Source organism: Streptomyces sp. ISL-1, from assembly GCF_018614585.1.
Taxonomy (GTDB): domain Bacteria; phylum Actinomycetota; class Actinomycetes; order Streptomycetales; family Streptomycetaceae; genus Streptomyces; species Streptomyces maoxianensis.
In genome coordinates this window covers 1-21,881 of sequence record NZ_JAGGOI010000065.1, presented here as the reverse complement: position 1 = coordinate 21,881, position 21,881 = coordinate 1, and the positions used below count along the sequence as shown (strand labels likewise).

22 protein-coding genes are annotated in these 21,881 nt (G+C 70.2%); 12 read left to right on the top strand and 10 right to left on the bottom strand.

The genetic code is table 11. The features are described 5' to 3' along the window. Positions 1 to 34 precede the first annotated feature (34 nt). Complete coding sequence (gene moaA, locus J7E87_RS33425) at positions 35 to 1,024, top strand: GTP 3',8-cyclase MoaA (protein WP_215098411.1); 990 nt, start codon at positions 35 to 37, stop codon at positions 1,022 to 1,024. Here the strand turns inward: moaA and J7E87_RS33420 are convergent. Further along, positions 1,007 to 1,228 carry a hypothetical protein gene (locus J7E87_RS33420; protein WP_215098410.1) on the bottom strand — a complete coding sequence of 74 codons (222 nt, stop codon included), beginning with the start codon at positions 1,226 to 1,228 and terminating at the stop codon, positions 1,007 to 1,009. The two genes, moaA and J7E87_RS33420, sit on opposite strands and share 18 nt — an antisense overlap. Before the next feature lie 180 nt (positions 1,229 to 1,408). Then, positions 1,409 to 1,783: a DUF3099 domain-containing protein gene (locus tag J7E87_RS33415; protein ID WP_215098418.1), complete on the bottom strand. Its 375-nt coding sequence runs from the start codon at positions 1,781 to 1,783 to the stop codon at positions 1,409 to 1,411. Between the two features lie 217 nt (positions 1,784 to 2,000). On the opposite strand from J7E87_RS33415, the gene J7E87_RS33410 reads away from it, so the two are divergent. Next, positions 2,001 to 2,276 carry a GlsB/YeaQ/YmgE family stress response membrane protein gene (locus tag J7E87_RS33410; protein WP_215098409.1) on the top strand — a complete coding sequence of 92 codons (276 nt, stop codon included), beginning with the start codon at positions 2,001 to 2,003 and terminating at the stop codon, positions 2,274 to 2,276. A 239-nt stretch (positions 2,277 to 2,515) separates the two neighbouring features. On the opposite strand, the gene tyrS is transcribed toward J7E87_RS33410, so the two are convergent. Genes tyrS through J7E87_RS33395 form a run of 3 tightly spaced genes read right to left on the bottom strand, consistent with a single transcriptional unit; the run spans position 2,516 to position 6,763 of the window. Further along, positions 2,516 to 3,784 carry a tyrosine--tRNA ligase gene (tyrS, locus tag J7E87_RS33405; RefSeq protein ID WP_215098408.1) on the bottom strand — a complete coding sequence of 423 codons (1,269 nt, stop codon included), beginning with the start codon at positions 3,782 to 3,784 and terminating at the stop codon, positions 2,516 to 2,518. Between the two features lie 58 nt (positions 3,785 to 3,842). Then, a complete protein-coding gene (locus tag J7E87_RS33400) occupies positions 3,843 to 5,243 on the bottom strand; it encodes a metallopeptidase TldD-related protein (RefSeq protein ID WP_215098407.1) in 1,401 nt (466 codons plus the stop codon). Further along, on the bottom strand, positions 5,240 to 6,763 hold the full coding sequence (locus J7E87_RS33395; protein ID WP_215098406.1) for a TldD/PmbA family protein: 1,524 nt from the start codon (positions 6,761 to 6,763) through the stop codon (positions 5,240 to 5,242). Before J7E87_RS33395 ends, J7E87_RS33400 begins: the two co-directional genes overlap by 4 nt. Positions 6,764 to 7,234: 471 nt before the next feature. Between J7E87_RS33395 and fabG the strand changes: the two genes are divergently transcribed. The 6 genes from fabG (at position 7,235) to J7E87_RS33370 (ending at position 10,536) form a co-directional block, all read left to right on the top strand. Next, positions 7,235 to 7,939, top strand: a complete 705-nt coding sequence (fabG, locus tag J7E87_RS33390; protein ID WP_215098405.1) for a 3-oxoacyl-[acyl-carrier-protein] reductase — start codon at positions 7,235 to 7,237, stop codon at positions 7,937 to 7,939. A 4-nt stretch (positions 7,940 to 7,943) separates the two neighbouring features. Then, on the top strand, positions 7,944 to 8,714 hold the full coding sequence (gene fabI / locus J7E87_RS33385) for an enoyl-ACP reductase FabI (RefSeq protein WP_215098404.1): 771 nt from the start codon (positions 7,944 to 7,946) through the stop codon (positions 8,712 to 8,714). Positions 8,715 to 8,889: 175 nt separating this feature from the next. After that, a complete protein-coding gene (locus J7E87_RS33380) occupies positions 8,890 to 9,231 on the top strand; it encodes a hypothetical protein (RefSeq protein ID WP_215098403.1) in 342 nt (113 codons plus the stop codon). Positions 9,232 to 9,398: 167 nt separating this feature from the next. Beyond that, entirely contained in the window at positions 9,399 to 9,515 is a 117-nt protein-coding gene (locus J7E87_RS35715) for an SGM_5486 family transporter-associated protein (protein ID WP_251018379.1), read from the top strand. Positions 9,516 to 9,692: 177 nt separating this feature from the next. Further along, positions 9,693 to 9,899 carry a hypothetical protein gene (locus J7E87_RS33375; protein ID WP_215098402.1) on the top strand — a complete coding sequence of 69 codons (207 nt, stop codon included), beginning with the start codon at positions 9,693 to 9,695 and terminating at the stop codon, positions 9,897 to 9,899. Positions 9,900 to 9,984: 85 nt separating this feature from the next. Further along, positions 9,985 to 10,536 (top strand): histidine phosphatase family protein, encoded by a 552-nt coding sequence (locus J7E87_RS33370; protein ID WP_215098401.1) that lies wholly within the window; start codon positions 9,985 to 9,987, stop codon positions 10,534 to 10,536. A 99-nt stretch (positions 10,537 to 10,635) separates the two neighbouring features. Here the strand turns inward: J7E87_RS33370 and serB are convergent, their stop codons facing one another. Then, positions 10,636 to 11,853: a phosphoserine phosphatase SerB gene (gene serB / locus J7E87_RS33365; protein WP_215098400.1), complete on the bottom strand. Its 1,218-nt coding sequence runs from the start codon at positions 11,851 to 11,853 to the stop codon at positions 10,636 to 10,638. Then, a complete protein-coding gene (locus tag J7E87_RS33360; RefSeq protein WP_251018378.1) occupies positions 11,850 to 13,553 on the bottom strand; it encodes a streptophobe family protein in 1,704 nt (567 codons plus the stop codon). Before J7E87_RS33360 ends, serB begins: the two co-directional genes overlap by 4 nt. Positions 13,554 to 13,786: 233 nt before the next feature. Here J7E87_RS33360 and J7E87_RS33355 point away from each other — a divergent pair, with 233 nt between their 5' ends. Further along, entirely contained in the window at positions 13,787 to 16,345 is a 2,559-nt protein-coding gene (locus J7E87_RS33355) for an FHA domain-containing protein (RefSeq protein WP_215098399.1), read from the top strand. Between the two features lie 85 nt (positions 16,346 to 16,430). On the opposite strand, the gene J7E87_RS33350 is transcribed toward J7E87_RS33355, so the two are convergent. From J7E87_RS33350 to J7E87_RS33340, 3 genes are all read right to left on the bottom strand, one after another. Then, on the bottom strand, positions 16,431 to 17,144 hold the full coding sequence (locus J7E87_RS33350; RefSeq protein ID WP_215098398.1) for a transglycosylase SLT domain-containing protein: 714 nt from the start codon (positions 17,142 to 17,144) through the stop codon (positions 16,431 to 16,433). Positions 17,145 to 17,422: 278 nt separating this feature from the next. Continuing rightward, positions 17,423 to 18,508: an S-adenosylmethionine:tRNA ribosyltransferase-isomerase gene (locus J7E87_RS33345; protein WP_215098397.1), complete on the bottom strand. Its 1,086-nt coding sequence runs from the start codon at positions 18,506 to 18,508 to the stop codon at positions 17,423 to 17,425. Continuing rightward, complete coding sequence (locus J7E87_RS33340) at positions 18,505 to 19,203, bottom strand: SDR family oxidoreductase (RefSeq protein ID WP_215098417.1); 699 nt, start codon at positions 19,201 to 19,203, stop codon at positions 18,505 to 18,507. Before J7E87_RS33340 ends, J7E87_RS33345 begins: the two co-directional genes overlap by 4 nt. A gap of 184 nt (positions 19,204 to 19,387) precedes the next feature. Between J7E87_RS33340 and J7E87_RS33335 the strand changes: the two genes are divergently transcribed. The 3 genes from J7E87_RS33335 to J7E87_RS33325 all read left to right on the top strand — a co-directional run bounded on the left by J7E87_RS33335 (position 19,388) and on the right by J7E87_RS33325 (position 21,575). Continuing rightward, complete coding sequence (locus tag J7E87_RS33335; protein ID WP_215098396.1) at positions 19,388 to 20,533, top strand: GAF domain-containing sensor histidine kinase; 1,146 nt, start codon at positions 19,388 to 19,390, stop codon at positions 20,531 to 20,533. Between the two features lie 25 nt (positions 20,534 to 20,558). Beyond that, complete coding sequence (locus tag J7E87_RS33330) at positions 20,559 to 21,191, top strand: response regulator transcription factor (RefSeq protein WP_215098416.1); 633 nt, start codon at positions 20,559 to 20,561, stop codon at positions 21,189 to 21,191. Between the two features lie 138 nt (positions 21,192 to 21,329). Continuing rightward, positions 21,330 to 21,575, top strand: a complete 246-nt coding sequence (locus J7E87_RS33325; protein ID WP_215098395.1) for a chaplin — start codon at positions 21,330 to 21,332, stop codon at positions 21,573 to 21,575. Positions 21,576 to 21,881: the final 306 nt, after the last annotated feature.

Below are 21,881 nucleotides of genomic sequence, written 5' to 3'. Positions count from 1 at the left end.
GCGTCAGATCCGCGAATCAGGGAGGGGGCCCACAGTGCTCATCGACACTTATGGCCGTGTGGCCACTGACCTGCGTGTTTCGCTCACTGACCGGTGCAATCTGCGGTGTACGTACTGTATGCCCGAGGAAGGTCTGCAGTGGCTCGCCAAGCCGGATCTGCTCAGTGACGACGAGATCGTCCGGCTGATTCGCATAGCCGTCACGGACCTCGGTGTCACCGAGGTCCGCTTCACCGGCGGGGAGCCGCTGCTGCGGCCCGGTCTGGTCGGGATCGTCGAGCGCTGCGCCGCTCTGGAGCCCCGCCCCAAGATGTCGCTGACCACCAACGGCATCGGGCTCAAGCGCACGGCCGCCGCCCTCAAGGACGCCGGCCTGGACCGGGTCAACGTCTCGCTGGACACCCTGCGGCCCGATGTCTTCAAGACCCTCACCCGCCGCGACCGCCACCATGACGTGCTGGACGGCCTGGAGGCCGCCCGCGCGGCGGGCCTCACCCCGGTCAAGGTCAATACGGTCCTGATGCCGGGACTCAATGACGACGAGGCCCCCGAGCTCCTCGCCTGGGCCGTGGAGAACGACTACCAGCTGCGCTTCATCGAGCAGATGCCGCTCGACGCGCAGCACGGCTGGAAGCGCGACGGCATGATCACCGCGGGTGACATCCTCGAGTCGCTGCGTACGCGCTTCACGCTCACCGCCGAGGGCGAGGAGGAGCGCGGCTCCGCGCCCGCCGAGCGCTGGGTCGTGGACGGCGGACCGCACCGGGTCGGGGTCATCGCCTCTGTCACCCGCCCCTTCTGCCAGGCCTGCGACCGCACCAGGCTCACCGCGGACGGGCAGGTGCGCACGTGCCTGTTCGCCCGCGAGGAGACTGACCTGCGCGCTGCGCTGCGCTCGGACGCTCCCGACGAGGAGATCGCCCGTATATGGAAGCTGGCGATGTGGGGCAAGAAGGCGGGCTCGGGCCTCGACGACCCGGCGTTCCTGCAGCCCGACCGTCCGATGTCAGCGATCGGCGGCTGAGGACTCCCACTCCGGGAGCGTCACGACATCCTTCAAGAAGCCACGCATGTCCAGGAATTGGGAGAGATGCTCACGGTGCTCCTCGCAGGCGAGCCAGGTCTTGCGACGCTCCGGAGTGTGCAGCTTCGGGTTGTTCCACGCGAGCACCCAGACCGCGTCGGCACGGCAGCCCTTGGCGGAGCAGATCGGCGTTTCGTCACTCACTGATGTTCATCCCAAACAAGGCGACGCCGAGCAGCCACGGGGGGAGCTGCCCGGCGTCGGTCCGTCGCTCCGACGGGGGATGCGGAGCGCGCTTCGAAGTATGTCACGGGGAACGGGGTGCAGTGCACCGGAACTTCACGATTGATCTGAGCTTTTCTTGAGCTTTGCAGCCCCATGGAATCAGCTCTGTTCCGGCCTCTGACGGTCCCGTTCGAAGCCGCCGGCTTCCGCCTCGGATTCCGTGTCGGGGGCCGTGGGGTCAGGCGCGATCATCGGCCGGGACGGGGTGGGGACGAACGTCGAGGGCAGCGAAGGGGGCTTCTCGCGGCCCGCGTTGGCGATCACCACGGCGATGTACGGGAGCACCCCGCCGAGCACGAGCGCCACGAACGCCACATGGCGTTCCACGTTCCACAGGACTGCGGCGAGGATCACCGCCACGGTCCGCACCGACATCGAGATCACGTAGCGGCGCTGCCGGCCGCGCACATCGTCGGCGAGCCCCTGCCGGGCTCCCGTGATCCGGAAAACCTCTGTATCGCCATGCTTCCGCATCACGTTCCACCACCTGGTTTCCGTGTCGGACGCTCCCCGGTCCTGACGTGTTCCACCGTACGCCGCAGCTCGGACGCCTACGAGAGTGGGGCATGGCCCGGCTGTGTGTCCCCAGCTGCGCGGTAGCGCGTATGGCGTCGCCCGACATGCGCTGTACGGCCGATCGGCCGAGACTGACGGCATAACTGCTCACGCAGAGCCGTACGAGGAGGCAGCAATGGGCTGGTTGTGGGCGATCATCGTGGGATTCGTGCTGGGCCTGATCGCGAAAGCGATCCTGCCGGGCAAGCAGCACATGCCTCTCTGGCTGACCACCATCTTGGGCATCGGCGGTGCTGTGATCGGCAACTGGATCGCGATGGGGCTCGGGATCGCCGAGACGAGCGGCATCGACTGGGGCCGCCATCTGCTTCAGATCGCGGCGGCCGTTCTGCTCGTCTTCCTCGGAGAGATGGCGTACACCGCCGCGCGGGGCAGCAGACAGAGAGCCTGATCCAGGAACGCCGACGGCCGACCGGGCACGATGCCCGGCCGGCCGCCGACGTGAGGTGTGTACGGGGATGTCCTGCGGTGCGGGTTGCCCCGCGGTGGCAGGGATGCCTGCCGTCCGGGGACGCCTGCACTCCGGGGATGGCTGCGGTCCGGGTTGCCCTGCGGTGGCAGGGATGCCCGCGGTGGCAGGGACGCCTGCCCTCCAGGGACGCCTGCCCGGTGTGCGGCGCCCGAGCCGGATCAGGCCGCCGTGACCTCGATCGCCGCGAGGTTCTTCTTGCCGCGGCGCAGCACCAGCCAGCGGCCGTGGAGCAGATCGTCCCGCCCCGGTACGGCGTCCTCTGCGGCGACCTTGACGTTGTTCACGTAGGCGCCGCCCTCCTTCACCGTGCGCCGGGCGGCCGACTTGCTGGGGGCCAGGCCGACCTCCGCGAACAGGTCCACCACCGGGGCCAGCTCGGTGACCTGGGCGTGCGGCAGCTCCGAGAGCGCCGCCCGCAGCGTCGCCTCGTCGAGCTCGGTCAGTTCGCCCTGACCGAACAGCGCCTTCGACGCGCTCACAACCGCCGCGCACTGGTCGGCCCCGTGGACCAGCGTCGTCAGCTCCTCCGCCAGCGCCCGCTGGGCCGCACGCGCCTGCGGGCGCTCCTCGGTCAGCTTCTCCAGCTCCTCGATCTCCTCGCGGGACCTGAAGCTGAAGATCCGCAGGAATTTGGAGACGTCCCGGTCGTCCGCGTTCAGCCAGAACTGGTAGAAGGCGTACGGCGTGGTCCGCTCCGGGTCGAGCCAGACCGTGCCGGACTCCGTCTTGCCGAACTTCGTGCCGTCGGCCTTCGTGATCAGCGGGGTGGCCAGCGCGTGCACGTCGGCCTCGGGATCGACCCGGTGGATCAGGTCGGTGCCCGCGGTGAGGTTGCCCCACTGGTCGCTGCCGCCGGTCTGCAGGACGCAGCCGTAGCGCCGGTACAGCTCCAGGAAGTCCATGCCCTGCAGGATCTGGTAACTGAACTCGGTGTAGCTGATGCCCGCGTCGGAGTTCAGCCGCCGCGCGACCGCCTCCTTCGTGATCATCTTGTTGACCCGGAAGTACTTGCCGACGTCGCGCAGGAAGTCGATCGCCGACAGACCCGACGTCCAGTCCAGGTTGTTGACCATGGTCGCGGCGTGCGGTCCTTCGAAGTCGAGGAACCGCTCGATCTGCCCGCGCAGCCGCTCCACCCAGCCGGCGACGACCTCCGGCGAGTTCAGCGTGCGCTCGGAGTTCGGCTTCGGGTCGCCGATCAGGCCGGTCGCCCCGCCGACCAGACCCAGCGGGCGGTTGCCCGCCTGCTGGATCCGGCGCATGGTGAGGATCTGGACCAGATTGCCGAGGTGCAGGCTCGGCGCGGTCGGGTCGAAGCCGCAATAGAACGTGACAGGACCGTCCGCGAACGCCTTGCGCAATGCGTCCTCGTCAGTGGAGAGGGCGATCAGCCCACGCCACTGCAGTTCGTCGACGATGTCCGTCACTTCTCTCGCGTCTCCTTCGGTGTGCCCGCAGACGGTGTGCCTACAGACGCCTCCGAGGTTATACGCCCTGGCTGACCGAACTCATATTGAAATCGGGGACCCGGAGCGCGGGCATCGCGGCCCGGGTGAACCAGTCGCCCCACTCGCGCGGCAGCGTCTTCTCCGTGCGGCCCGCCTCGGAGGCCCTGGACAGCAGATCGACGGGCGACTCGTTGAAGCGGAAGTTGTTCACCTCGCCGACCACCTCGCCGTTCTCCACGAGGTAGACGCCGTCCCGGGTCAGGCCGGTCAGCAGCAGCGTCGCCGGATCGACCTCGCGGATGTACCAGAGGCAGGTCAGCAGCAGGCTGGGCCCGCGATGGTCCGTCGCCGCCACCATCTCGTCCAGCGAGCGCTCACCGCCGCCGTCCAGGATCAGATTGTCGATCCCCGGGGCGACCGGCAGCCCCGTCAGCCCGGCGCTGTGCCGGGTGGTGATCAGGTGCTCCAGATTTCCGGCACGTACCCAGTCCGTCGCCGACAGCGGCAGGCCGTTGTCGAAGACCGAGGCGTCGTCGCCGGACGCGTGCGCGATCACGAACGGCGCGGACTCCAGACCCGGCGCGTTCGGGTCGCTGCGCAAGGTCAGGGGCAGCGCAGACAACGTCTCGCCGACGCGGGTGCCACCGCCGGGCTTGGAGAAGACCGTACGGCCCTCCGCCGCGTCCCGGGCCGTCGACGACCACATCTGGTAGATCAGCAGATCGGCCACCGCGGTGGGCGGCAGCAGCGTCTCGTACCGGCCCGCGGGCAGGTCGATACGGCGCTCGGCCCAGCCGAGCCGCTGCGCGAGCTCAGCGTCGAGGAGCTCCGGGTCCACGTCCTTGAAGTGACGCGTGGAGCGGCCCGCCCAGGCGGACCGCGAGCGGTCAGGGGACTTGGCGTTGAGCTCCAGCGTGCCGTTGGGCTGGTCATGGCGGAGCCGCAGCCCCGTCGAGGTACCGAGGTAGGTGGAGGTCAGCTCGTGGTTGGCGAAGCCGTACAGCTCCCGCCCGCCGGCCCGGGCGCGGGCGAAGGCCTCGCCCAGCGCGGGCGCGAAGTCCGCGAAGACGGCGGAGGAGGTCTCGGCGGGCGCGTCGGTGAAGTCGGGCGAGGCGGGGACCCCCTCGACGAGCGGCTGGGCGTCCTCGGCGGGCCCGGCGCTGCGCGCGGCGGCCTCCGCGGCTCGTACGAGCGGCTCGAGGTCGTCGCGGGTGACGGCGGACCGCGACACGACACCGGACGCGGTGCCCTCGGCGCCGTCGACGGTCGCGATGACGGTGAGGGTGCGGCCGCGGGTGACGCCGTTCGTCGTCAGGGCGTTGCGGGCCCAGCGCAGGTTGGCCGACGATTCCTCGTCGGCGATGACGACACAGCCGTCCGCCGTGGACAGCTCGAGGGCACGCTCGACGATCTCGTACGGCTTGCTGATACGGCTCATCGACCGGCCTCCTGCGTGGTGTTAAGGATGTTCACGCCCCTGAACAGGGCCGACGGGCAGCCGTGCGAGACCGCCGCGACCTGGCCCGGCTGGGCCTTCCCGCAGTTGAAGGCGCCGCCCAGTACATACGTCTGCGGCCCGCCCACCTTCTCCATCGAGCCCCAGAAGTCCGTCGTCGTCGCCTGGTACGCGACGTCCCTCAGCTGACCCGCCGGCCTGCCGTTCTCGATGCGGAAGAAGCGCTGCCCGGTGAACTGGAAGTTGTAGCGCTGCATGTCGATCGACCAGGACCGGTCGCCGACCACATAGATGCCCCGCTCCACCCCGCCGATCAGATCCTCCGTCGACAGACCGCCCGGATCCGGCTGCAGCGACACATTCGCCATCCGCTGCACCGGAACGTGGCCGGGCGAGTCCGCGTAGGCGCAGCCGTTGGACCGGCCGAGCCCCGTCAGTTTCGCGATCCGCCGGTCCAGCTGGTAGCCCACCAGCGTGCCGTCCTTCACCAGGTCCCACGACTGCGCCTCGACGCCCTCGTCGTCGTATCCGACCGTGGCCAGCCCGTGCTCCGCGGTCCGGTCGCCCGTCACATTCATCACCGAGGAGCCGTACGCCAGCTTCCCCAGCTTGTCGAAGGTGGCGAAGGACGTCCCGGCGTACGCCGCCTCGTACCCCAGCGCCCTGTCCAGTTCCGTGGCGTGGCCGACCGACTCATGGATGGTCAGCCAGAGATTCGACGGGTCGACCACCAGGTCGTACCGCCCGGCCTCGACGCTGGGGGCGCGCATCTTCTCCGCGAGCAGTTCGGGGATCTCCTCCAGCTCGGAATCCCAGTCCCAGCCCGTGCCGGTCAGATACTCCCAGCCACGGCCGGCCGGCGGCGCGATCGTGCGCATCGAGTCGAACTCGCCGCTGCTCGGATCGACCGCGACCGCGGTCAGCTGCGGATGCAGCCGGACCCGCTGCTGTGTGGTGACGGTGCCCGCGGTGTCCGCGTAGAACTTGTTCTCGTGGACGGTGACCAGCGCGGCGTCCACATGCGCCACGCCCTGCGCGCCCAGCAGCCGCTCGCTCCACTCCGCAAGCAGCGCGGTCTTCTCCTCGTCCGGTACCTCGAAAGGGTTGATCTCGTACGAGGAGACCCACGTCCGCTCCGCGTGTACCGGCTCGTCCGCCAGCTCCACCCTCTCGTCGGAGCCCGCCGCCGCGATCACCTTCGCCGACAGCTTGGCCATCGCGACCGCCTGGCCCGCGACCCTTGCGGCCGCGTCCATGCTCATGTCGACCCCGGAGGCGAATCCCCAGGCGCCGCCGTGCACCACCCGTACCGCGTACCCCAGGTCTGTGGTGTCCGACGAGCCGGCGAGCTTGGCGTCGCGCAGCCGCCAGGACGCGCTGCGTACGCGCTCGAAGCGGAAGTCGGCGTGCTCGCAGCCGAGCGCACGCGCCCGGGCGAGTGCCGCGTCGGCGAGGGAGCGCAGCGGCAGCGCGGTGAACGTCTGGTCGATGTCGTGGGGCACGGGCGGCCCTTCCCTTCACGGTGACTCTGCCCTGGTAAGCGTCTGCGGCAGTGAATCACGTCTGGACGCCGTGGACTTGTTCGAAGAAGTGGCCGGCGACACCTGCCTGGGACAGGGGCAGGGCGCATCCCGGCTCGGGACCGGTGGCCCGGTACCCGGACCTCGTCGCCCAGGGCAAGATCCGGCTGAAGACCGCCACGACCTCCGACCTCGACCGGCTGCCGCGGTATGACATCCCGGCCGATGCGCCCGACCCGGTCGAGCTTCTTCTCGATGCTGGATGCCGCCCGCGAGGCCGGACTGGCCGCTTTCGCGCCCGGCGTGGCGGACTGAACCCTGCGGTTTCGGTGCCGCTGACTGTAGGGACCCGACAGTGACTGCAGGACGGTGCTGTCAGGGACCGATTCTCCGTACGGAGGGCGGGACCGATAGGTTTTCGTGGTACCAGACCGCTACCGAAAGGGTGATCCGTTGAGCCGCTCGGTTCTCGTCACCGGAGGAAACCGGGGCATCGGCCTCGCCATCGCCCGCGCGTTCGCCGAAGCCGGCGACAAGGTCGCGATCACTTACCGGTCCGGCGAGCCGCCGGCCGGCTTCCTGGCCGTCCGGTGCGACATCACCGACAGCGAGCAGGTGGAGCAGGCCTACAAGGAGATCGAGGAGAAGCACGGTCCGGTCGAGGTACTGGTGGCCAACGCCGGTGTCACCAAGGACCAGTTGCTGATGCGGATGTCCGAGGAGGACTTCACCACCGTCCTCGACACCAACCTCACCGGCACCTTCCGGGTCGTCAAGCGTGCCAACCGCGGCATGCTGCGCGCCAGGAAGGGCCGCGTCGTGCTGATCTCCTCCGTGGTCGGACTGCTCGGCTCGGCGGGGCAGGCGAACTACGCCGCCTCGAAGGCCGGTCTCGTCGGCTTCGCCCGTTCCCTCGCCCGCGAGCTGGGCTCGCGGAACATCACGTTCAATGTCGTCGCCCCCGGATTTGTCGACACCGACATGACCCAGGCGCTCACGGACGAGCAGCGCAAGGGCATCGTGGCCCAGGTGCCGCTCGGCCGCTACGCGCGGCCCGAGGAGATCGCCGCCACGGTGCGCTTCCTCGCCTCCGACGACGCCTCGTACATCACTGGAGCCGTCATCCCTGTTGACGGCGGATTGGGCATGGGTCACTGATCACATGAGTGGAATCCTCGCCGGCAAGCGCATTCTCGTCACGGGCGTCCTCACCGAGGGGTCCATCGCCTTCCATGCCGCCAAGGTGGCGCAGGAGGAGGGTGCGGAGGTCATCCTGACCGGCTTCGGCCGGCTCACCCTCGTCGAGCGCATCGCCAAGCGGCTGCCCAAGCCCGCCCCGGTCATCGAAATGGACGTCACCAACCAGGAGCACCTGGACGGCCTCGCGGACAAGATCCGCGAGCACTCCAGCGACGCCTCCGGCCTCGACGGCATTGTGCACTCGATCGCCTTCGGCCCGCAGGGCGCGTTCAACTTCCTGGAGGCGGGCTGGGAGGACGTCGCGACCGCGGTTCAGGTCTCGGCGTACTCCTACAAGTCGCTGGCCATGGCCTGTCTGCCGCTGATGGAGCGCGGCGGCTCGGTCGTCGGCCTCACTTTCGACGCGACGATCGCCTGGCCCAAGTACGACTGGATGGGCGTGGCCAAGGCGGCACTGGAGTCCACCAACCGCTACCTCGCCCGTGACCTGGGCGCCAGGAACATCCGCTGCAACCTGGTCTCGGCGGGGCCGATCAAGTCGATGGCCGCGAAGTCCATCCCGGGCTTCGAGGAGCTCGCGGACGTGTGGAACCACCGCGCGCCCATCGGCTGGGACCTCTCCGACCCGGACCCGGCCGGCCGCGGTGTCGTCGGCCTGCTGTCGGACTTCTTCCCGCGGACGACCGGCGAGATCATCCACGTGGACGGCGGCGTGCACATGATGGGCGCCTGACCCCTCTCGTACGAAGCGACGCCCCGTTTCCCGCCGAGTGCGGGGAGCGGGGCGTCGCCCGTTCGGTCCCCCGGAGCGCGCGGCGCATCGTGCGGACAGCGAGGCTTGAGAGGAAATCCCCCTTGAGGTGCAGCCGCGGCGAGCGGGCCGCAGTACGGCCGAGGAGGTCCTGCTTGTGCGTACCACCCGGCGCATCGCCTCCGTACTGGCCGCAGTGACGCTCCTGCTGTGGACATCTCGGACGGCGGTCTCCCAGCCTCGGCTCCGCGTCTACGAGGCCGACTGCCGAATAGCCGTCGAAGGTTCCCGGGCCACCGCCTTCTGTCACAACCCCTACCCCGATACCGACCGCGTCCGGCTGCACATCGAGTGCGAGCGCTGGTGGGACATCGACGTGGACAGCGCGCCCGCCGAGATCGGCCCGGCCGGCTACGCCGAGCTCACCGACCGCTGCTGGAAGGAGATACGCGCGGTGTGGGTCAGTCACCAGCCCGTGCGGAACTCCCCAGGCACATGAAACGGACAGCTCGCCGCCTGCCGGTCGGCGTGCTCCACCGGCACAGCGGCGACTCGGGGCTGCCGATCGGCCTGATGGCGGGCCTCATCGCCGCAGGTCGCGGTGGGCATCCTGGCCGGCCGGGACCGGACGATCGAGGACGAATACCGAGATGCGAGACTGACTCCATGCCTGTGCTCGACCCGAACCCCCCGAACGGCCAGAAGAAGCTCCTGCTCGTCTTCGGCGCGATGATCGCCATCACGGTCGTGATCGCGGTGATCGCTTCCATCGCCTCGCCCTGACGCGGTCGCTGCGTCTCACGGCCCCCGGCGAACCGGGCCACAGAAGGACGGGTGGGGCTAGCACCACCATCCCCTAGGGGGTCAGGCTCAGGGGGAAGTGGGTGGGTCACCGGATGGGCCCCCGCGCCCATGATCCGTAGGTTTGAAGCAACAAACCACAGACCCATGGAGGCGGCCATGTCGGCCCACACGCGAACCGGGTCCCACCCCACGATCAGGGGCAGCGTCGACATCCGGCTGCCGTGGTGGGCGCTCGCCCTGCCCATGCTCGCCTTCGTCGTGCTGCTCCTGCTGATCGCGGACCCTGCCCAGGCACAGGCCACAGGCAGCGACCCGGCGGTCGGCCAGATCCTCGAGCGAATCCAGCACAGCCTGTCCCGTTGACCGCCCTGCCCTCGGATTCACCCTTCGTGGGGGAGCCCGTCAACACCCTGCGCCCGCTGGCTCATTTCATGCGAAGCTGGGGTGCATGAGCGACGCCGTGTCTTCCGGGGGGACAGCCCCCGGATCCCCCGAATCCCGCAGGATTGTCCTCCTCCGGCACGCGAAGGCCGACTGGCCGCAGGTGTCCGACCATGAGCGTCCGCTCGCCGACCGCGGCCGTATGGACGCGTCGACAGCGGGCCGCAGGATGGCCGATTCCGGTATCGCCCTCGACCTGGCTCTGTGCTCCACCGCGAGCAGAACCCGCGAGACCTGGAAGCTGGCGGTGCACGAGCTGCCGCACCGCCCCAAGACGGTGTACGAGGAGCGGCTGTACGACGCCTCCCTCGGCGAACTTATCGCGCTGCTCAACGAGACCCCGGACGAGGTGAACGACCTGCTCGTCATCGGCCACAACCCCGGGATGCACGCGCTCGCCGACGCCCTCACGGGCAAGGCCGAGGGCGACGCGCTGGCCCGGATGACGCAGACCGGCTTCCCGACCGCGGCGCTCGCGGTCGTCGGCTTCACCGGCACCTGGAAGTCGGTCGAGCACGGCGTGGGCACGCTCCTCGAATTCTGGGCGCCGCACGCGTAATCTCCCTGCCCTGTCCGGTACGTGAATGGGTCCCGGCGCGATCATCGCGCCGGGGCCTTTGCACGGGTGGACTGGGGAGGGCTCGGGTGGAACTGGGGGCTAGTGCTCCTCGCCGGGGCCGTCCGCGACCTCGACCTCTTCGCGGGTGATGCCCAGCAGGTACAGGACGGTGTCCAGGAAGGGCACATTGACCGCGGTGTGGGCGGCCCTGCGGACGACGGGCTTGGCGTTGAAGGCCACGCCAAGACCGGCCGCGTTGAGCATGTCCAGATCATTCGCGCCGTCGCCGATCGCGACGGTCTGCGCCAGCGGCACTCCCGCCTCGGCGGCGAACCGGCGCAGCAGCCGGGCCTTGCCCGCGCGGTCCACGATCTCGCCGACGACGCGGCCGGTGAGCTTCCCGTCCTCGATCTCCAGCGTGTTCGCCGAGGCGAAGTCGAGCCCGAGCCGCGTCTTGAGGTCATCGGTGACCTGGGTGAATCCGCCCGACACGACGCCCACTTGGTAACCGAGCCGCTTGAGCGTACGGATCAGGGTCCGGGCGCCGGGCGTCAGCCGGACTTCCTTGCGCACCTTTTCCACGACCGAGGCGTCGAGCCCCGCGAGCAGCGCCACACGCGCGTGCAGGGACTGCTCGAAGTCCAGTTCCCCGCGCATCGCGGAGGCCGTGATCTCGGCGACCTTGTCCTCACAGCCCGCGTGCGCCGCGAACAGCTCGATGACCTCGTCCTGGATGAGCGTCGAGTCCACATCCATGACGACCAGGCGCTGGGCGCGGCGGTGCAGGCCGGCCGCCACGACCGCCACATCGACGCCCATCCCGGCGGCCTCGGTGGCCAGGACGGTGCGTAGCGCCTCGGTCTCCGCACCGGACACCGCGATTTCCACTGCGGTGACGGGGTACTTGGCGAGCCGGAAGATGCGGTCGATGTTCCCGCCAGTGGCGGTGATCCTGGCCGCTACGGCCGCGGTCGACTCGGCGGTGAGCGGGTGCCCGAGAACGGTGACATGCGAACGGCCACTGCCGCGCGGACGGTTGTCGCCGGTGCCCGAGATGATCTCGGCCTGCAGCTTCAGCGTCTCGGCCCAGCTGTGGACGGTGGCCCGGAGCTCGCCCTCGGTGGTGCCGCCGGCGGTCGGAGCGGTGACGAGGGCGCACAGGACGATGCGGCCCCGCGTGACGACCTGCTCGATGTCGACGACGTCGACGGAGTAGGCGGCGAGGGTGTCGAAGAGCCCGGCGGTGATCCCGGGACGGTCCTTCCCGAAGATCTTGACGAGAAGGGTGGGTACGTCGGAGGTCTGCGATGCGCTCATGGTGTATCCACCGTATCGGGCGCACGTGCGGATGAGACGGGGCGTCCCGCCTGCCGGACGGCGCGGGCCCGGCTCCCTTCCCTGGCCGCGTGCCCCTCACGGGCGGTGGGCGCCCCCGGCGGGGGCGGGCCGTCCTGCGGCGTCGGGGGAGACGCGCGACGCGGCGATGGAGGCGGCGGCGGGGGCATGGGGGGCATCGGCCCCGCGACCGTGGGGGCACCGTGGATCTCCGGAGGCGGGCGCAGATACGGGTTCGTGTCGTCGTTCGACGGGCGGTACGGCGGCGCCGGGCGGTACGGACCCGGCAGCTCGGCCGCCCCCTCAGCCCCGGGTACCGCCGCGGCCCGCTCGCCGCTTCCCATCCCGTACACCATCAGCGCCCCCACCCCGCCCGCAGCCGCACCCCACGCCGCGCCCAGCAGCAGGGCCATGCCCACCCGGCCGTGCAGCTCGATGCCGGCGCCGAACGCGTCGAAGCCCAGCACCGACAGCGACGCGTCCGCCGACAGGTCCGTCAGCCACACCAGCAGCGGCAGCGCCAGCGCCGTCACCACGCCCAGCCGCACCGCGCACCGGCCCGTGAACCCGGCCGCTGTCAGCCCACCCGCAGGCGTACGGGCCGCTGCCAGCACCCCGGCGGCCAGCATCATCACCGCGGTCGCGACCGTCAGCAGCCACACCCGGCCGTCCAGTTCGGCCAGCCTGCCCACCGTCACCGGCTCGTTCGCCGAGACCCGCAGCAGCTCGTCGAGCGGATCCGGCAGCAGCTTCGCCAGCTCGCCCCTCGCCTCGCCGTCCCACGGCACGAACAGGCCCAGCGGCACGCCCAGCCACACCCCGTTCGGCGCCCCGAGCAAGGCCGCGCCCGCGATCCTCTTCGGGTGGTCGTCGTCGATCGCCGCATACGCCGCCGCCGCGTACCCCGCGAGGACCGCGACCAGCAGCACCGCCACAACCGCGGACACCGCGGGCCGTACGGCCCGCCGCAGTGCCCGCCACAGCGCCCCGCGCGGCAGTGGCGCACGCCGCGAGGCGAGCAGCGAGATCGCGAGCACCCCGAGCACCCAGAACAGCGCGCCCGCCAGTGAATCCGCGGTGTTCACGCTGAACCCCACCGACGCGTGCGCGTCCGCGAGGTCTCCGAGCCGGTCCGGCAGCAGTCCCCCGATGTCGCCGAGGCCCGGCACCTCGATGCCGCCCCCGTCCCCGCCGAGCCCCGGCACCTTGTCGAGGTCCAGCCCGAGCTTCGCCCCGTCGATCGTGATGACGTCGTGACCCGCCCATGCCAACCCGCCGACCGTCGCGACGAACAAAGTCGCCACCCCGCCCGCCCGCGCGGCGAGTTCGGTCCCCGAGATGTACGGTCCCGCGCGGCGCAGCGAACGTAGAAAGAAGTACGCAAGGAACAGTGCCCCGACCAGACCGACCCCAAGTGGCGTGATGTCGATGGCCGTTCGCGCCTGCGCACCTTCCAGCCCGAACACGGACACATCACCTGTCGGAGTGACCGATCCGCCCACCGCGAGCACCACAGCCGCCGCCGTCATCGGCCCGAGCGACCCCGCCGAATCCGCGCCCAGCAGATGCAGTCCGAGCGCCGCGGCACCCGCCATCGCGACCACCGCCCAGCTCACAGCCGCGACGGAGGCCAGCACCACATCGCCCCACGGCACCTTGTCGCCACTGCCGCTCGCGTCCATAGGACCCCCCGATCCATGCTGGATTTGACCCAGTTGCCGCCACTCGCGCATGATCCGTACGCACTCATGGGCGCTTACCACTCTCCGGGGGTGTTTCTCCTCCGTCAACGGGCATCCAGGACGCCGTCATCACAAGGCCCGGCTTTCGGATGCGGGGCCGGGCCTGAAATAGTTCCTCACGATGTTCGCCATCCCTAGACTCCCTGTGATGGGGGTAACTCGGGGGACAACTAGTGGGGCATGGAGTGCCGGAACTCGTACTGGAATTGAGCGGAAGGACCTGGACCCTCGATCCGTCCAGGTCGTACACCCTGGGACGTGATCCGCAGGGCGACCTGGTGATCGACGACGCCAGGGTCTCGTGGCGGCACGCCAGCATCAGCTGGGGCGGCCGCAGTTGGGTGATCGAAGACCATGGCAGCACCAACGGCACATACGTGCAGGGCCAGCGGATCCATCAGATGGAGATCGGCCCCGGCTCGGCGGTGCACTTGGGCAACGCCACCGACGGTCCGCGGCTGAATCTCTCGGGCGCGGCAGCCGGCGCGTACAGCGCGCAGGGCGCGGCCCCTTCACAGCAGGCGGTCAAGCAGCAGACCCCGGCCCACCAGGCGCCGGTTCAGCAGCAGGGGGCTCCCGGCTGGGCGGCGGCTCAACAGGCTCCTGCTCAGCAGCAGCAGGCATGGCAGCAACAGCCGCCGCAGCCACAGGTCCCGCACCAGCAGGGACCGGGTGGCGCGGGTGGCGCCGGCGGTGTCGCGGGGGCTCCGCCGGTGTACGGGGACCGTAGTCCGACCACCTTCCACCAGCTGGACCTGGGCCGCGTGATGCGTATCGGCCGTGCGCTCGAGAACGAACTGGTCGTCTCCGACCTCCAGGTCTCGCGCAACCACGCCGAGTTCGTTGCCACGCCCGACGGCCGCTTCGAGATCCGGGACCTCGGATCCCACAACGGCACGTACGTCAACGGTCAGCCGATAGCCAAGTCCGGCACGGCGATCATCGGCCCGAACGACATCGTCGGCGTCGGCCACTCGACCTTCCGCCTCGTCGGCGACCGGCTCGAGGAGTTCGTCGACACCGGTGAGGTCTCCTTCTCCGCCCGCCACCTCACGGTGACGGTCGAAGGCGGTAAGCAGATCCTGCGGGACGTCTCCTTCGGCGTACCGGAGAAGTCACTGATCGGCGTCATCGGTCCCTCGGGCTCCGGCAAGTCGACCCTGCTCAAGGCGCTCACCGGCTACCGCCCCGCCAACCAGGGCGACGTCCTCTACGACAATCGCAGCCTCTACAAGCAGTTCGCCGAACTGCGCCAGCGCATCGGTCTGGTCCCGCAGGACGACATCCTGCACAAGGAACTCACCGTCCGTAAGGCGCTCAAGTACGCCGCCAAGCTCCGCTTCCCCGGCGACACCGCCGAGGCCGAGCGCGAGGCCCGTATCGACGAGGTGCTGCGCGAGCTCAAGCTCGACATCCACAAGGAAAAGAAGGTCACCTCGCTCTCCGGCGGCCAGCGCAAGCGCGTCTCCGTCGCGCTCGAGCTGCTGACCAAGCCGTCGCTGATCTTCCTGGACGAGCCGACATCCGGCCTCGACCCCGGCATGGACCGCGACGTCATGCAGCTGCTGCGCGGCCTCGCCGACGACGGCCGCACCGTCCTGGTGGTCACCCACTCCGTGGCCGAGCTGGCGCTCTGCGACAAGCTCCTCGTGATGGCTCCGGGCGGATCGGTCGCGTACTTCGGCCCGCCGGAGGAAGCGCTCAACTTCTTCGGCTACAGCACCTGGGCCGACGTCTTCTCGGCGTTCGAGAACTACCGCGACTACGACTGGGCGGGCCGCTGGCGCGGTTCGCAGCACTACCAGATGTACGCCGCGGACATCGACGCCGTCGCCGCGCAGTCGGTGCACATGCCGCCCGCCCAGCAGATGCGCCCTCCTAAGCCGCAGAGCTGGGGCTCCCAGCTGTGGACCCTGATCCGCCGGTACTCCTCGGTCATCGCGTCCGACAAGGGCTTCCTGGGCCTGATGGTGATCCTGCCCGCGGTCCTCGGCCTGGTCAGCGTGGTCATCCCGGCGAAGTTCGGCCTCGCGCCGCCCACACCGCCGAACAAGTTCAACGGCGACGCCGGCACGATCATGCTGATCCTCGCGGTCGGCATGTGCTTCTCGGGCGCGGCCAACTCCGTACGAGAACTGATCAAGGAACGGGTCATCTACGAACGGGAACGGGCCACCGGCCTGGCCCGCTCGGCGTATCTGATGTCCAAGGTGATCGTCCTCGGCGTGATCACGGCCATCCAGGGCGTCATCATCTGCGGCATCGGCTTCGCCACCCGCGACCTGCCCGACGAGGGCCTGATCCTGCCGCCGGCCGTCGAGATCTGCCTGGTCGTCATCGCGCTGGGCTTCACCTCGATGATGTTCGGCCTGGTCATCTCCTCGCTGGTGAAGACCGCCGAGAAGACCATGCCGCTGCTGGTCATGTTCGCGATCGTCCAGGTCGTCTTCACCGGCATCCTCTTCCAGGTCTACGGTTCGCCCGGCCTGGAGCAGTTCGCCTGGCTGATGCCGTCCCGCTGGGCCATCGCAGGTGCGGGCGCGACGCTCGACCTGTCGCACCTGATGCCGCCGTGGGACCCGAACAAGCCCGGGGACCTGGACCCGCTGTGGGAGCACTCGGCGGGCCAGTGGGGTCTGAACATCACGATCCTGCTCGCGATCGGCGTCCTCTGCGGCGTCGCGGTCGCGCGACTGCTGCGCCGCCACGAGCCTGAGGTCATGCGCAAGTAGGTTCCATCCGCAACGCGCCGAGGGGCGGCACCCCGTGTGGGGTGCCGCCCCTCGGCATATGCGTTCTGCGGGGTTGTGCTCAGCCTCAGTAGGCGCTGTCGACGTTGTCGATCGTGCCGTAGCGGTCGGCGGCGTAGTTGGCCGCGGCCGTGATGTTGGCGACCGGGTCGTACTGGCTCTTGGCCGTGCCCGGGACGTGGTACGCGTCGAACGTCGGCTTGATGACCTGCAGCAGGCCGATCGAGGGGACGCCGTTGATCGCGTTGATGTCCCAGTCGTTGATGGCCTTCGGGTTGCCGCTGGACTCACGAATGATGTTGCGGTGCAGCCCGTCGTACGTGCCCGGGATGCCGTGCTTCTTCATGATGGACAGCGACTCCTTGATCCAGCCGTCAAGGTTGTTCGCGTAGACCGGCTTGCGGGCGGTGGCGCGGCTGGCGGCCTGCTGGACGGCGCGCTTCTTCGCGGCGGCCTTGGCAGCGGCGGCCTTCTTCTCGGCCTCGGCGTTGGCCTTGGCCTTGGCGTGGGCCACGGCGTTGGCGTGGGCCACGGCATTGTCGTGAGTCACGGCGTGGGCGTGTGCCTTCGCCGCGGCAGCCGCCTGCTTCTTCGCGGCAGCCGACTCCTGCTTGGCGATGCTCGCCTGCGCGGCGGTCGTCTGCGCGGTCTTGACGGTCTCGGGCTCGGCGGAAGCGCTGCCCGGGACGAGGGAGAACGTGAGGGCCGCGACGCCGGCAGCGGTGGTACCGGCGATCGAGACCTTGCGGGCCTTGGTCATGCGGGTGCTGAACGCGGACATACAGGCATACCTCTTCGAATAGCGGAGAGTCGCATCAGGCCGGGGCGGCGCTGCGCTCCTCGGCGGCGACGGGTGCAATTCTTAGCGGCAGCAAAATGGTCTGGCAAAGGTGTGACCTACGACCCGCGGTAGTGGATCAGGGTGTCGCGAAGGTCCGTTTTTACCCGTTCAGTCCCCGCTCACGCGCCCTTTATATGTCCACTAAAGGGATTCGTAAGTGACGTGCGTCCTATGCCCGGGCTCACACGGGGCGGGTGCCGATGTCACCATGCGTTGCTTCAGCAATGCAAAGCGTGAGGCTCATTCGGGAGTATGAGGTGGCTGTCGCCGAACTCGTGCCAGAGGTAGAGATTCCGCAGCGCCTCCCCGTACGAGCGGCTCAGCGCCTCCCGACCGGCGATCGCCTCCAGCATCAGCAGATGCGACGCCTCCGGCTCGTGCAGCCCGGTCAGCAGCCCATCCACGGCACGCACCCCGCGCCCCGGCGTGATGACCAGATCCGTCCATCCCGATGCCGCACGCACCACGCCGTCGGGGCCCGCCGCCGACTCCAGGGCGCGTACCGCCGTCGTACCGACCGCCACAATGCGGCCTCCGCCCACCCGCGCGGCATTCACCAGCCACGCCGTCGTCGCGGGCACCTCGAAGCGCTCCGGATACGGCGGCTCGTGCGCCTCGGCCGAAGCCACCCCCGTATGCAGAGTGATCGGCGCGAACTGCACGCCCCGGCTCACCAGCTGCGCCACCAGCCGCGCGGTGAAGGGCCGAGCGGCACTCGGCATCTCCGCGGAGCCCGCGCCGCCGGGGGAGGGGAGCGCGAAGACCGTCTGATACGCGGACAGTGGCTGATCCTGGGCCGTGTACCCGTATCGGATCGGCCGTCCGTACCGGCCCAGCAGCCCCGGTACGTCCACCGTGACCGACGCCCACCACAGCCGGTCCGCGCCAGGGGTGAGAGGCTCCTCCAGTACGAGGCGCCCGCCCCCGGGAAGCCGCACGGCGGCCCCTGCCGGACCGCCCGCGCGCGGCAGGGTGCTGCCCGAACCGTCGGGGCTGCGCAGCTCCACCACCCAGCGCCCGTCATCCCCGCGCGTCGAGAAGTGCACCACGACGACCGCACCGCCGACCCGCCCGCCCACGGCGGCGGGCAGTGTGGTGGACGTATTGACCACCAGGACATCGCCGGCGCGCAGCTGCTCCGGAAGGTCCCGGAAGGCGTGGTGGCCGACCTCGGTCCCGCGCGAGACCATCAGCCGGACGTCGTCCCGCCCGGAGCCGCGCACCTCGGCAGGCACCCGGGCCGAGAGCTCCTCGGGTACCCGCAGCTCATCCAGCACGGCCGGTCCTCCTGAAACGGTTGTCATCGGGTCGGTTCCGCGAGCGCCGGGGCCACATACCGCCCGCTCACGGGCCTCTCGTCGAGCAGTCGCAGGAAGCCCGGCACCACCGACTCCGCCTCCGGGCGATCGTCGTCGTCGTCCGGGACGGCGGCCGCGTACAGATCCGTCCGCATGTCGCCCGGGTCGACCGCCCACACCCGCAGCTCCGGCTCCTCGACCGCCAGGACAGCGGCGAGGTGGTCGAGCGCCGCCTTCGAGGCCCCGTAGCCGCCCCACGTCTCGTACGCCTCGGCCCCCGCGTCCGAGCTGACCGCGATCACGGTGCCCGCGGCAGCCGCCCGCAGCAGCGGCAGCGCCTCCTGCACGAGACCGAGCGCCGCGACCACATTGGTCTCCAGCGCCGCCCGCAGTCCCTCCAGCGGCAGCGCCTCCAGCCGCACCAGCGGCTCGGCGCCCAGCGCGCTCGCATTGCTCACCAGCAGGTCAAGACCGCCGAGCCCGCGGGCCGCTGCCAGCAGCTCACCGCGGTGCCCGGCGTCGGTGACGTCGCCCGCCACCGCCACCACCCGCGTCCCGTGCGCGCCGATGCCTCGCGCGCTCTGCGCCAGTACGTCCGCGGTCCTGGCGCCCAGCACCAGGTCCCAGCCGCGCCGGGCGAGAGCTGTCGCGAGAGCTCGCCCCAGCCCCTTCGAAGCCCCGGTGATCACCGCTACCGGCATGATGTCCATCCCCTCGTCCGCGTCCTTGACTCCACCCCGAACCTCAACGTACGAACGCGGCCACGCCGGCCGCCTCGTGCCCGGGACCCCACCACCAGGGAACTTCGACCTACGTCCACAGCCCTACGCGGCTGCCGCCTCCGGCCCGATACGGACTGTCACACCCCGCCGGTACGGTGAGGTCATGAGTCACCGACCCGGCTCCGGCCTCGCCGCCGTGAGTACCGCGCTCCTCGCGATGAGCAGGCATCTCGAGGTGCGTGACGTGCTGAAGACGATCGTCGCCTCGGCGCGCGAGCTCCTCGACGCCGAGTACGCGGCGCTGGGCGTCCCCGACGACCACGGCGGCTTCTCCCAGTTCGTGGTCGACGGCGTGAGCGACGCGCAGTGGAAGGCGATCGGCCCGCTCCCGCGGCAGCACGGCATCCTCGCCGCGATGCTCCGGGACGCGAAGACGGAGCGCCTCGCGGATGTGCGCGAGGACCCCCGCTTCGAGGGCTGGCCGTCCGCCCACCCGGACATGTCCGACTTCCTCGGCCTGCCCATCAAGGACGGCGACGAGACGATCGGCGCGCTCTTCCTGGCCAACAAGAGGTGCCCGAAGCCGGACGGCGGCTGCGGCTTCACCGTCGAGGACGAGGAGCTCCTGTCTATCCTCGCCCAGCACGCGGCCATAGCGCTCACCAACGCCCGGCTGTACGAGCGCAGCCGCGAGCTCACGATCGCGGAGGAACGCTCCCGCCTGGCCCACGAGTTGCACGACGCGGTCAGCCAGAAACTGTTCTCGCTGAGGCTGACCGCGCAGGCAGCGGCCGCCCTCGTGGACCGCGACCCGGCTCGCGCCAAGGGCGAGTTGCAGCAGGTCGCCGAGCTTGCCGCCGAGGCCGCGGACGAACTGCGGGCCGCTGTCGTCGAGTTGCGGCCCGCCGCGCTCGACGAGGACGGCCTGGTCAACACCTTGCGTACGCAGATCCAGGTCCTGGACCGGGCGCACACCGCGCGGGTCACCTTCGACAGCTGCGGCGTCCGCGCGCTGCCCGCCGCGCAGGAGGAGGCCATGCTCCGGGTCGCCCAGGAGGCCCTGCACAACGCACTGCGGCACTCAGGCGCCGACGAGGTCGACGTGGTCCTGGTCCGCCGCGGCCAGGGCGCGGTCCTCACCGTCACGGACAACGGGCAGGGCTTCGAGCCGAGGACGGTCCGCCGGGCCGGCCGTCATCTGGGACTGGTCTCGATGCGCGACCGGGCGAGCGGCGTCGGCGGAGAGCTCAGCGTGGAATCGGCGCCCGGAAAGGGCACCACGATCGAGATGGAGGTCCCCGGTGGCTGAGGCTGTGCCCCATTCGAAGACCGGGATGATCCGTGTGCTGCTCGTCGACGATCACCAGGTGGTCCGCCGGGGCCTGCGTACCTTCCTCGAGATCCAGGACGACATCGAGGTCGTCGGCGAGGCCGCGGACGGGGCCGAAGGGGTCGCCCGGGCCGAGGAGTTGAAGCCGGACGTAGTGCTGATGGACATCAAGATGCCCGGCACCGACGGGATCGAGGCGCTCCGCAAACTCCGCGAACTCGCCAACCCCGCGAAGGTGTTGATCGTCACCAGCTTCACCGAGCAGCGCACGGTCGTGCCCGCGCTGCGTGCCGGCGCTTCGGGCTACGTGTACAAGGACGTGGACCCGGAGGCGCTGGCCGGGGCGATCCGCTCCGTACACGCGGGCCATGTGCTGCTCCAGCCGGAGGTGGCGGACGCGCTCCTCTCGCAGGACGTCCCGAGCAACGGCACGGGGAGGGGCAGCACCCTCACCGAACGGGAGAAGGAGGTTCTGGGCCTGATCGCGGACGGCCGCTCCAACCGCGAGATAGCTCGGGCGCTGGTCCTGTCCGAGAAAACCGTCAAGACGCATGTCTCGAACATTCTGATGAAGCTCGATCTGGCGGATCGCACCCAGGCGGCGCTGTGGGCTGTGCGGCATGGCCTGACCAACTAAGCGGACCGTCTCGCTCCGGTCTGAGATTCATACCGTCGGGTGGATGTCACTCGTCCGGCGCATCCTGATCGACTCGGCGGCGTTGTCCATGGCGTGCTGCGGCGGCCGGCCGCAGCGAACGCTCAGGAGGATTTCCAAGTGAAGAACCTGAAGAAGGCCGCTGCCGTCACCATGGTCGCCGGTAGCCTCATCGCCGCCGGCGCGGGTGTGGCGTCCGCCACCACTGGTGCGCACGCGGACGGGACGGCCGTCAACTCCCCGGGCGTTGCCTCCGGCAACGTGGTTCAGGTCCCGATCCACGTCCCGGTGAACGTCGTCGGCAACACCGTGAACGTGATCGGCGCCCTCAACCCGGCGTTCGGGAACGCCGGCTACAACGGCTGACCGGTTCACACCCACCTTGCCTACCGGCCCCCAGGCTCAGCCTGGGGGCCGGTCCGGTTGTTTGCCGGGTCCGTGGTTGCCGTGGGCCGGGGGTGACAATGGCTGCTGCCAGGCGCCGTGGCCCCGCGGGCGTGTACCCAGCCCAGCCCCGGCGCCCGCACCCCACGGCCCGGGGGCACCCCGAGCCTGGCGCCCGGCACCCCGCGTCCCACGTCATACCGCCCCGTGCGGCAGGCCCCCGCGCCCCGGACCGCGCCACCGCCGCGCCCCCCGCGCCCGCGACCCCCGCCCCGGGCTGCCCCCGCC

What these genes read in the sequence shown, in the direction of transcription:
- J7E87_RS33375 (WP_215098402.1), top strand. Translation starts at nt 9,693, where the DNA reads ATGTCGGCCCACACGCGAACCGGGTCCCACCCCACGATCAGGGGCAGC.
- J7E87_RS33400 (WP_215098407.1), bottom strand. Translation starts at nt 5,243, where the DNA reads ATGAGCCGTATCAGCAAGCCGTACGAGATCGTCGAGCGTGCCCTCGAG.
- J7E87_RS33345 (WP_215098397.1), bottom strand. Translation starts at nt 18,508, where the DNA reads ATGACAACCGTTTCAGGAGGACCGGCCGTGCTGGATGAGCTGCGGGTA.
- J7E87_RS33335 (WP_215098396.1), top strand. Translation starts at nt 19,388, where the DNA reads ATGAGTCACCGACCCGGCTCCGGCCTCGCCGCCGTGAGTACCGCGCTC.
- J7E87_RS33350 (WP_215098398.1), bottom strand. Translation starts at nt 17,144, where the DNA reads ATGTCCGCGTTCAGCACCCGCATGACCAAGGCCCGCAAGGTCTCGATC.
- J7E87_RS33410 (WP_215098409.1), top strand. Translation starts at nt 2,001, where the DNA reads ATGGGCTGGTTGTGGGCGATCATCGTGGGATTCGTGCTGGGCCTGATC.
- J7E87_RS33370 (WP_215098401.1), top strand. Translation starts at nt 9,985, where the DNA reads ATGAGCGACGCCGTGTCTTCCGGGGGGACAGCCCCCGGATCCCCCGAA.
- J7E87_RS33340 (WP_215098417.1), bottom strand. Translation starts at nt 19,203, where the DNA reads ATGCCGGTAGCGGTGATCACCGGGGCTTCGAAGGGGCTGGGGCGAGCT.
- J7E87_RS33415 (WP_215098418.1), bottom strand. Translation starts at nt 1,783, where the DNA reads ATGCGGAAGCATGGCGATACAGAGGTTTTCCGGATCACGGGAGCCCGG.
- J7E87_RS33330 (WP_215098416.1), top strand. Translation starts at nt 20,559, where the DNA reads ATGATCCGTGTGCTGCTCGTCGACGATCACCAGGTGGTCCGCCGGGGC.
- fabI (WP_215098404.1), top strand. Translation starts at nt 7,944, where the DNA reads ATGAGTGGAATCCTCGCCGGCAAGCGCATTCTCGTCACGGGCGTCCTC.
- serB (WP_215098400.1), bottom strand. Translation starts at nt 11,853, where the DNA reads ATGAGCGCATCGCAGACCTCCGACGTACCCACCCTTCTCGTCAAGATC.
- J7E87_RS33360 (WP_251018378.1), bottom strand. Translation starts at nt 13,553, where the DNA reads ATGGACGCGAGCGGCAGTGGCGACAAGGTGCCGTGGGGCGATGTGGTG.
- J7E87_RS35715 (WP_251018379.1), top strand. Translation starts at nt 9,399, where the DNA reads ATGCCTGTGCTCGACCCGAACCCCCCGAACGGCCAGAAGAAGCTCCTG.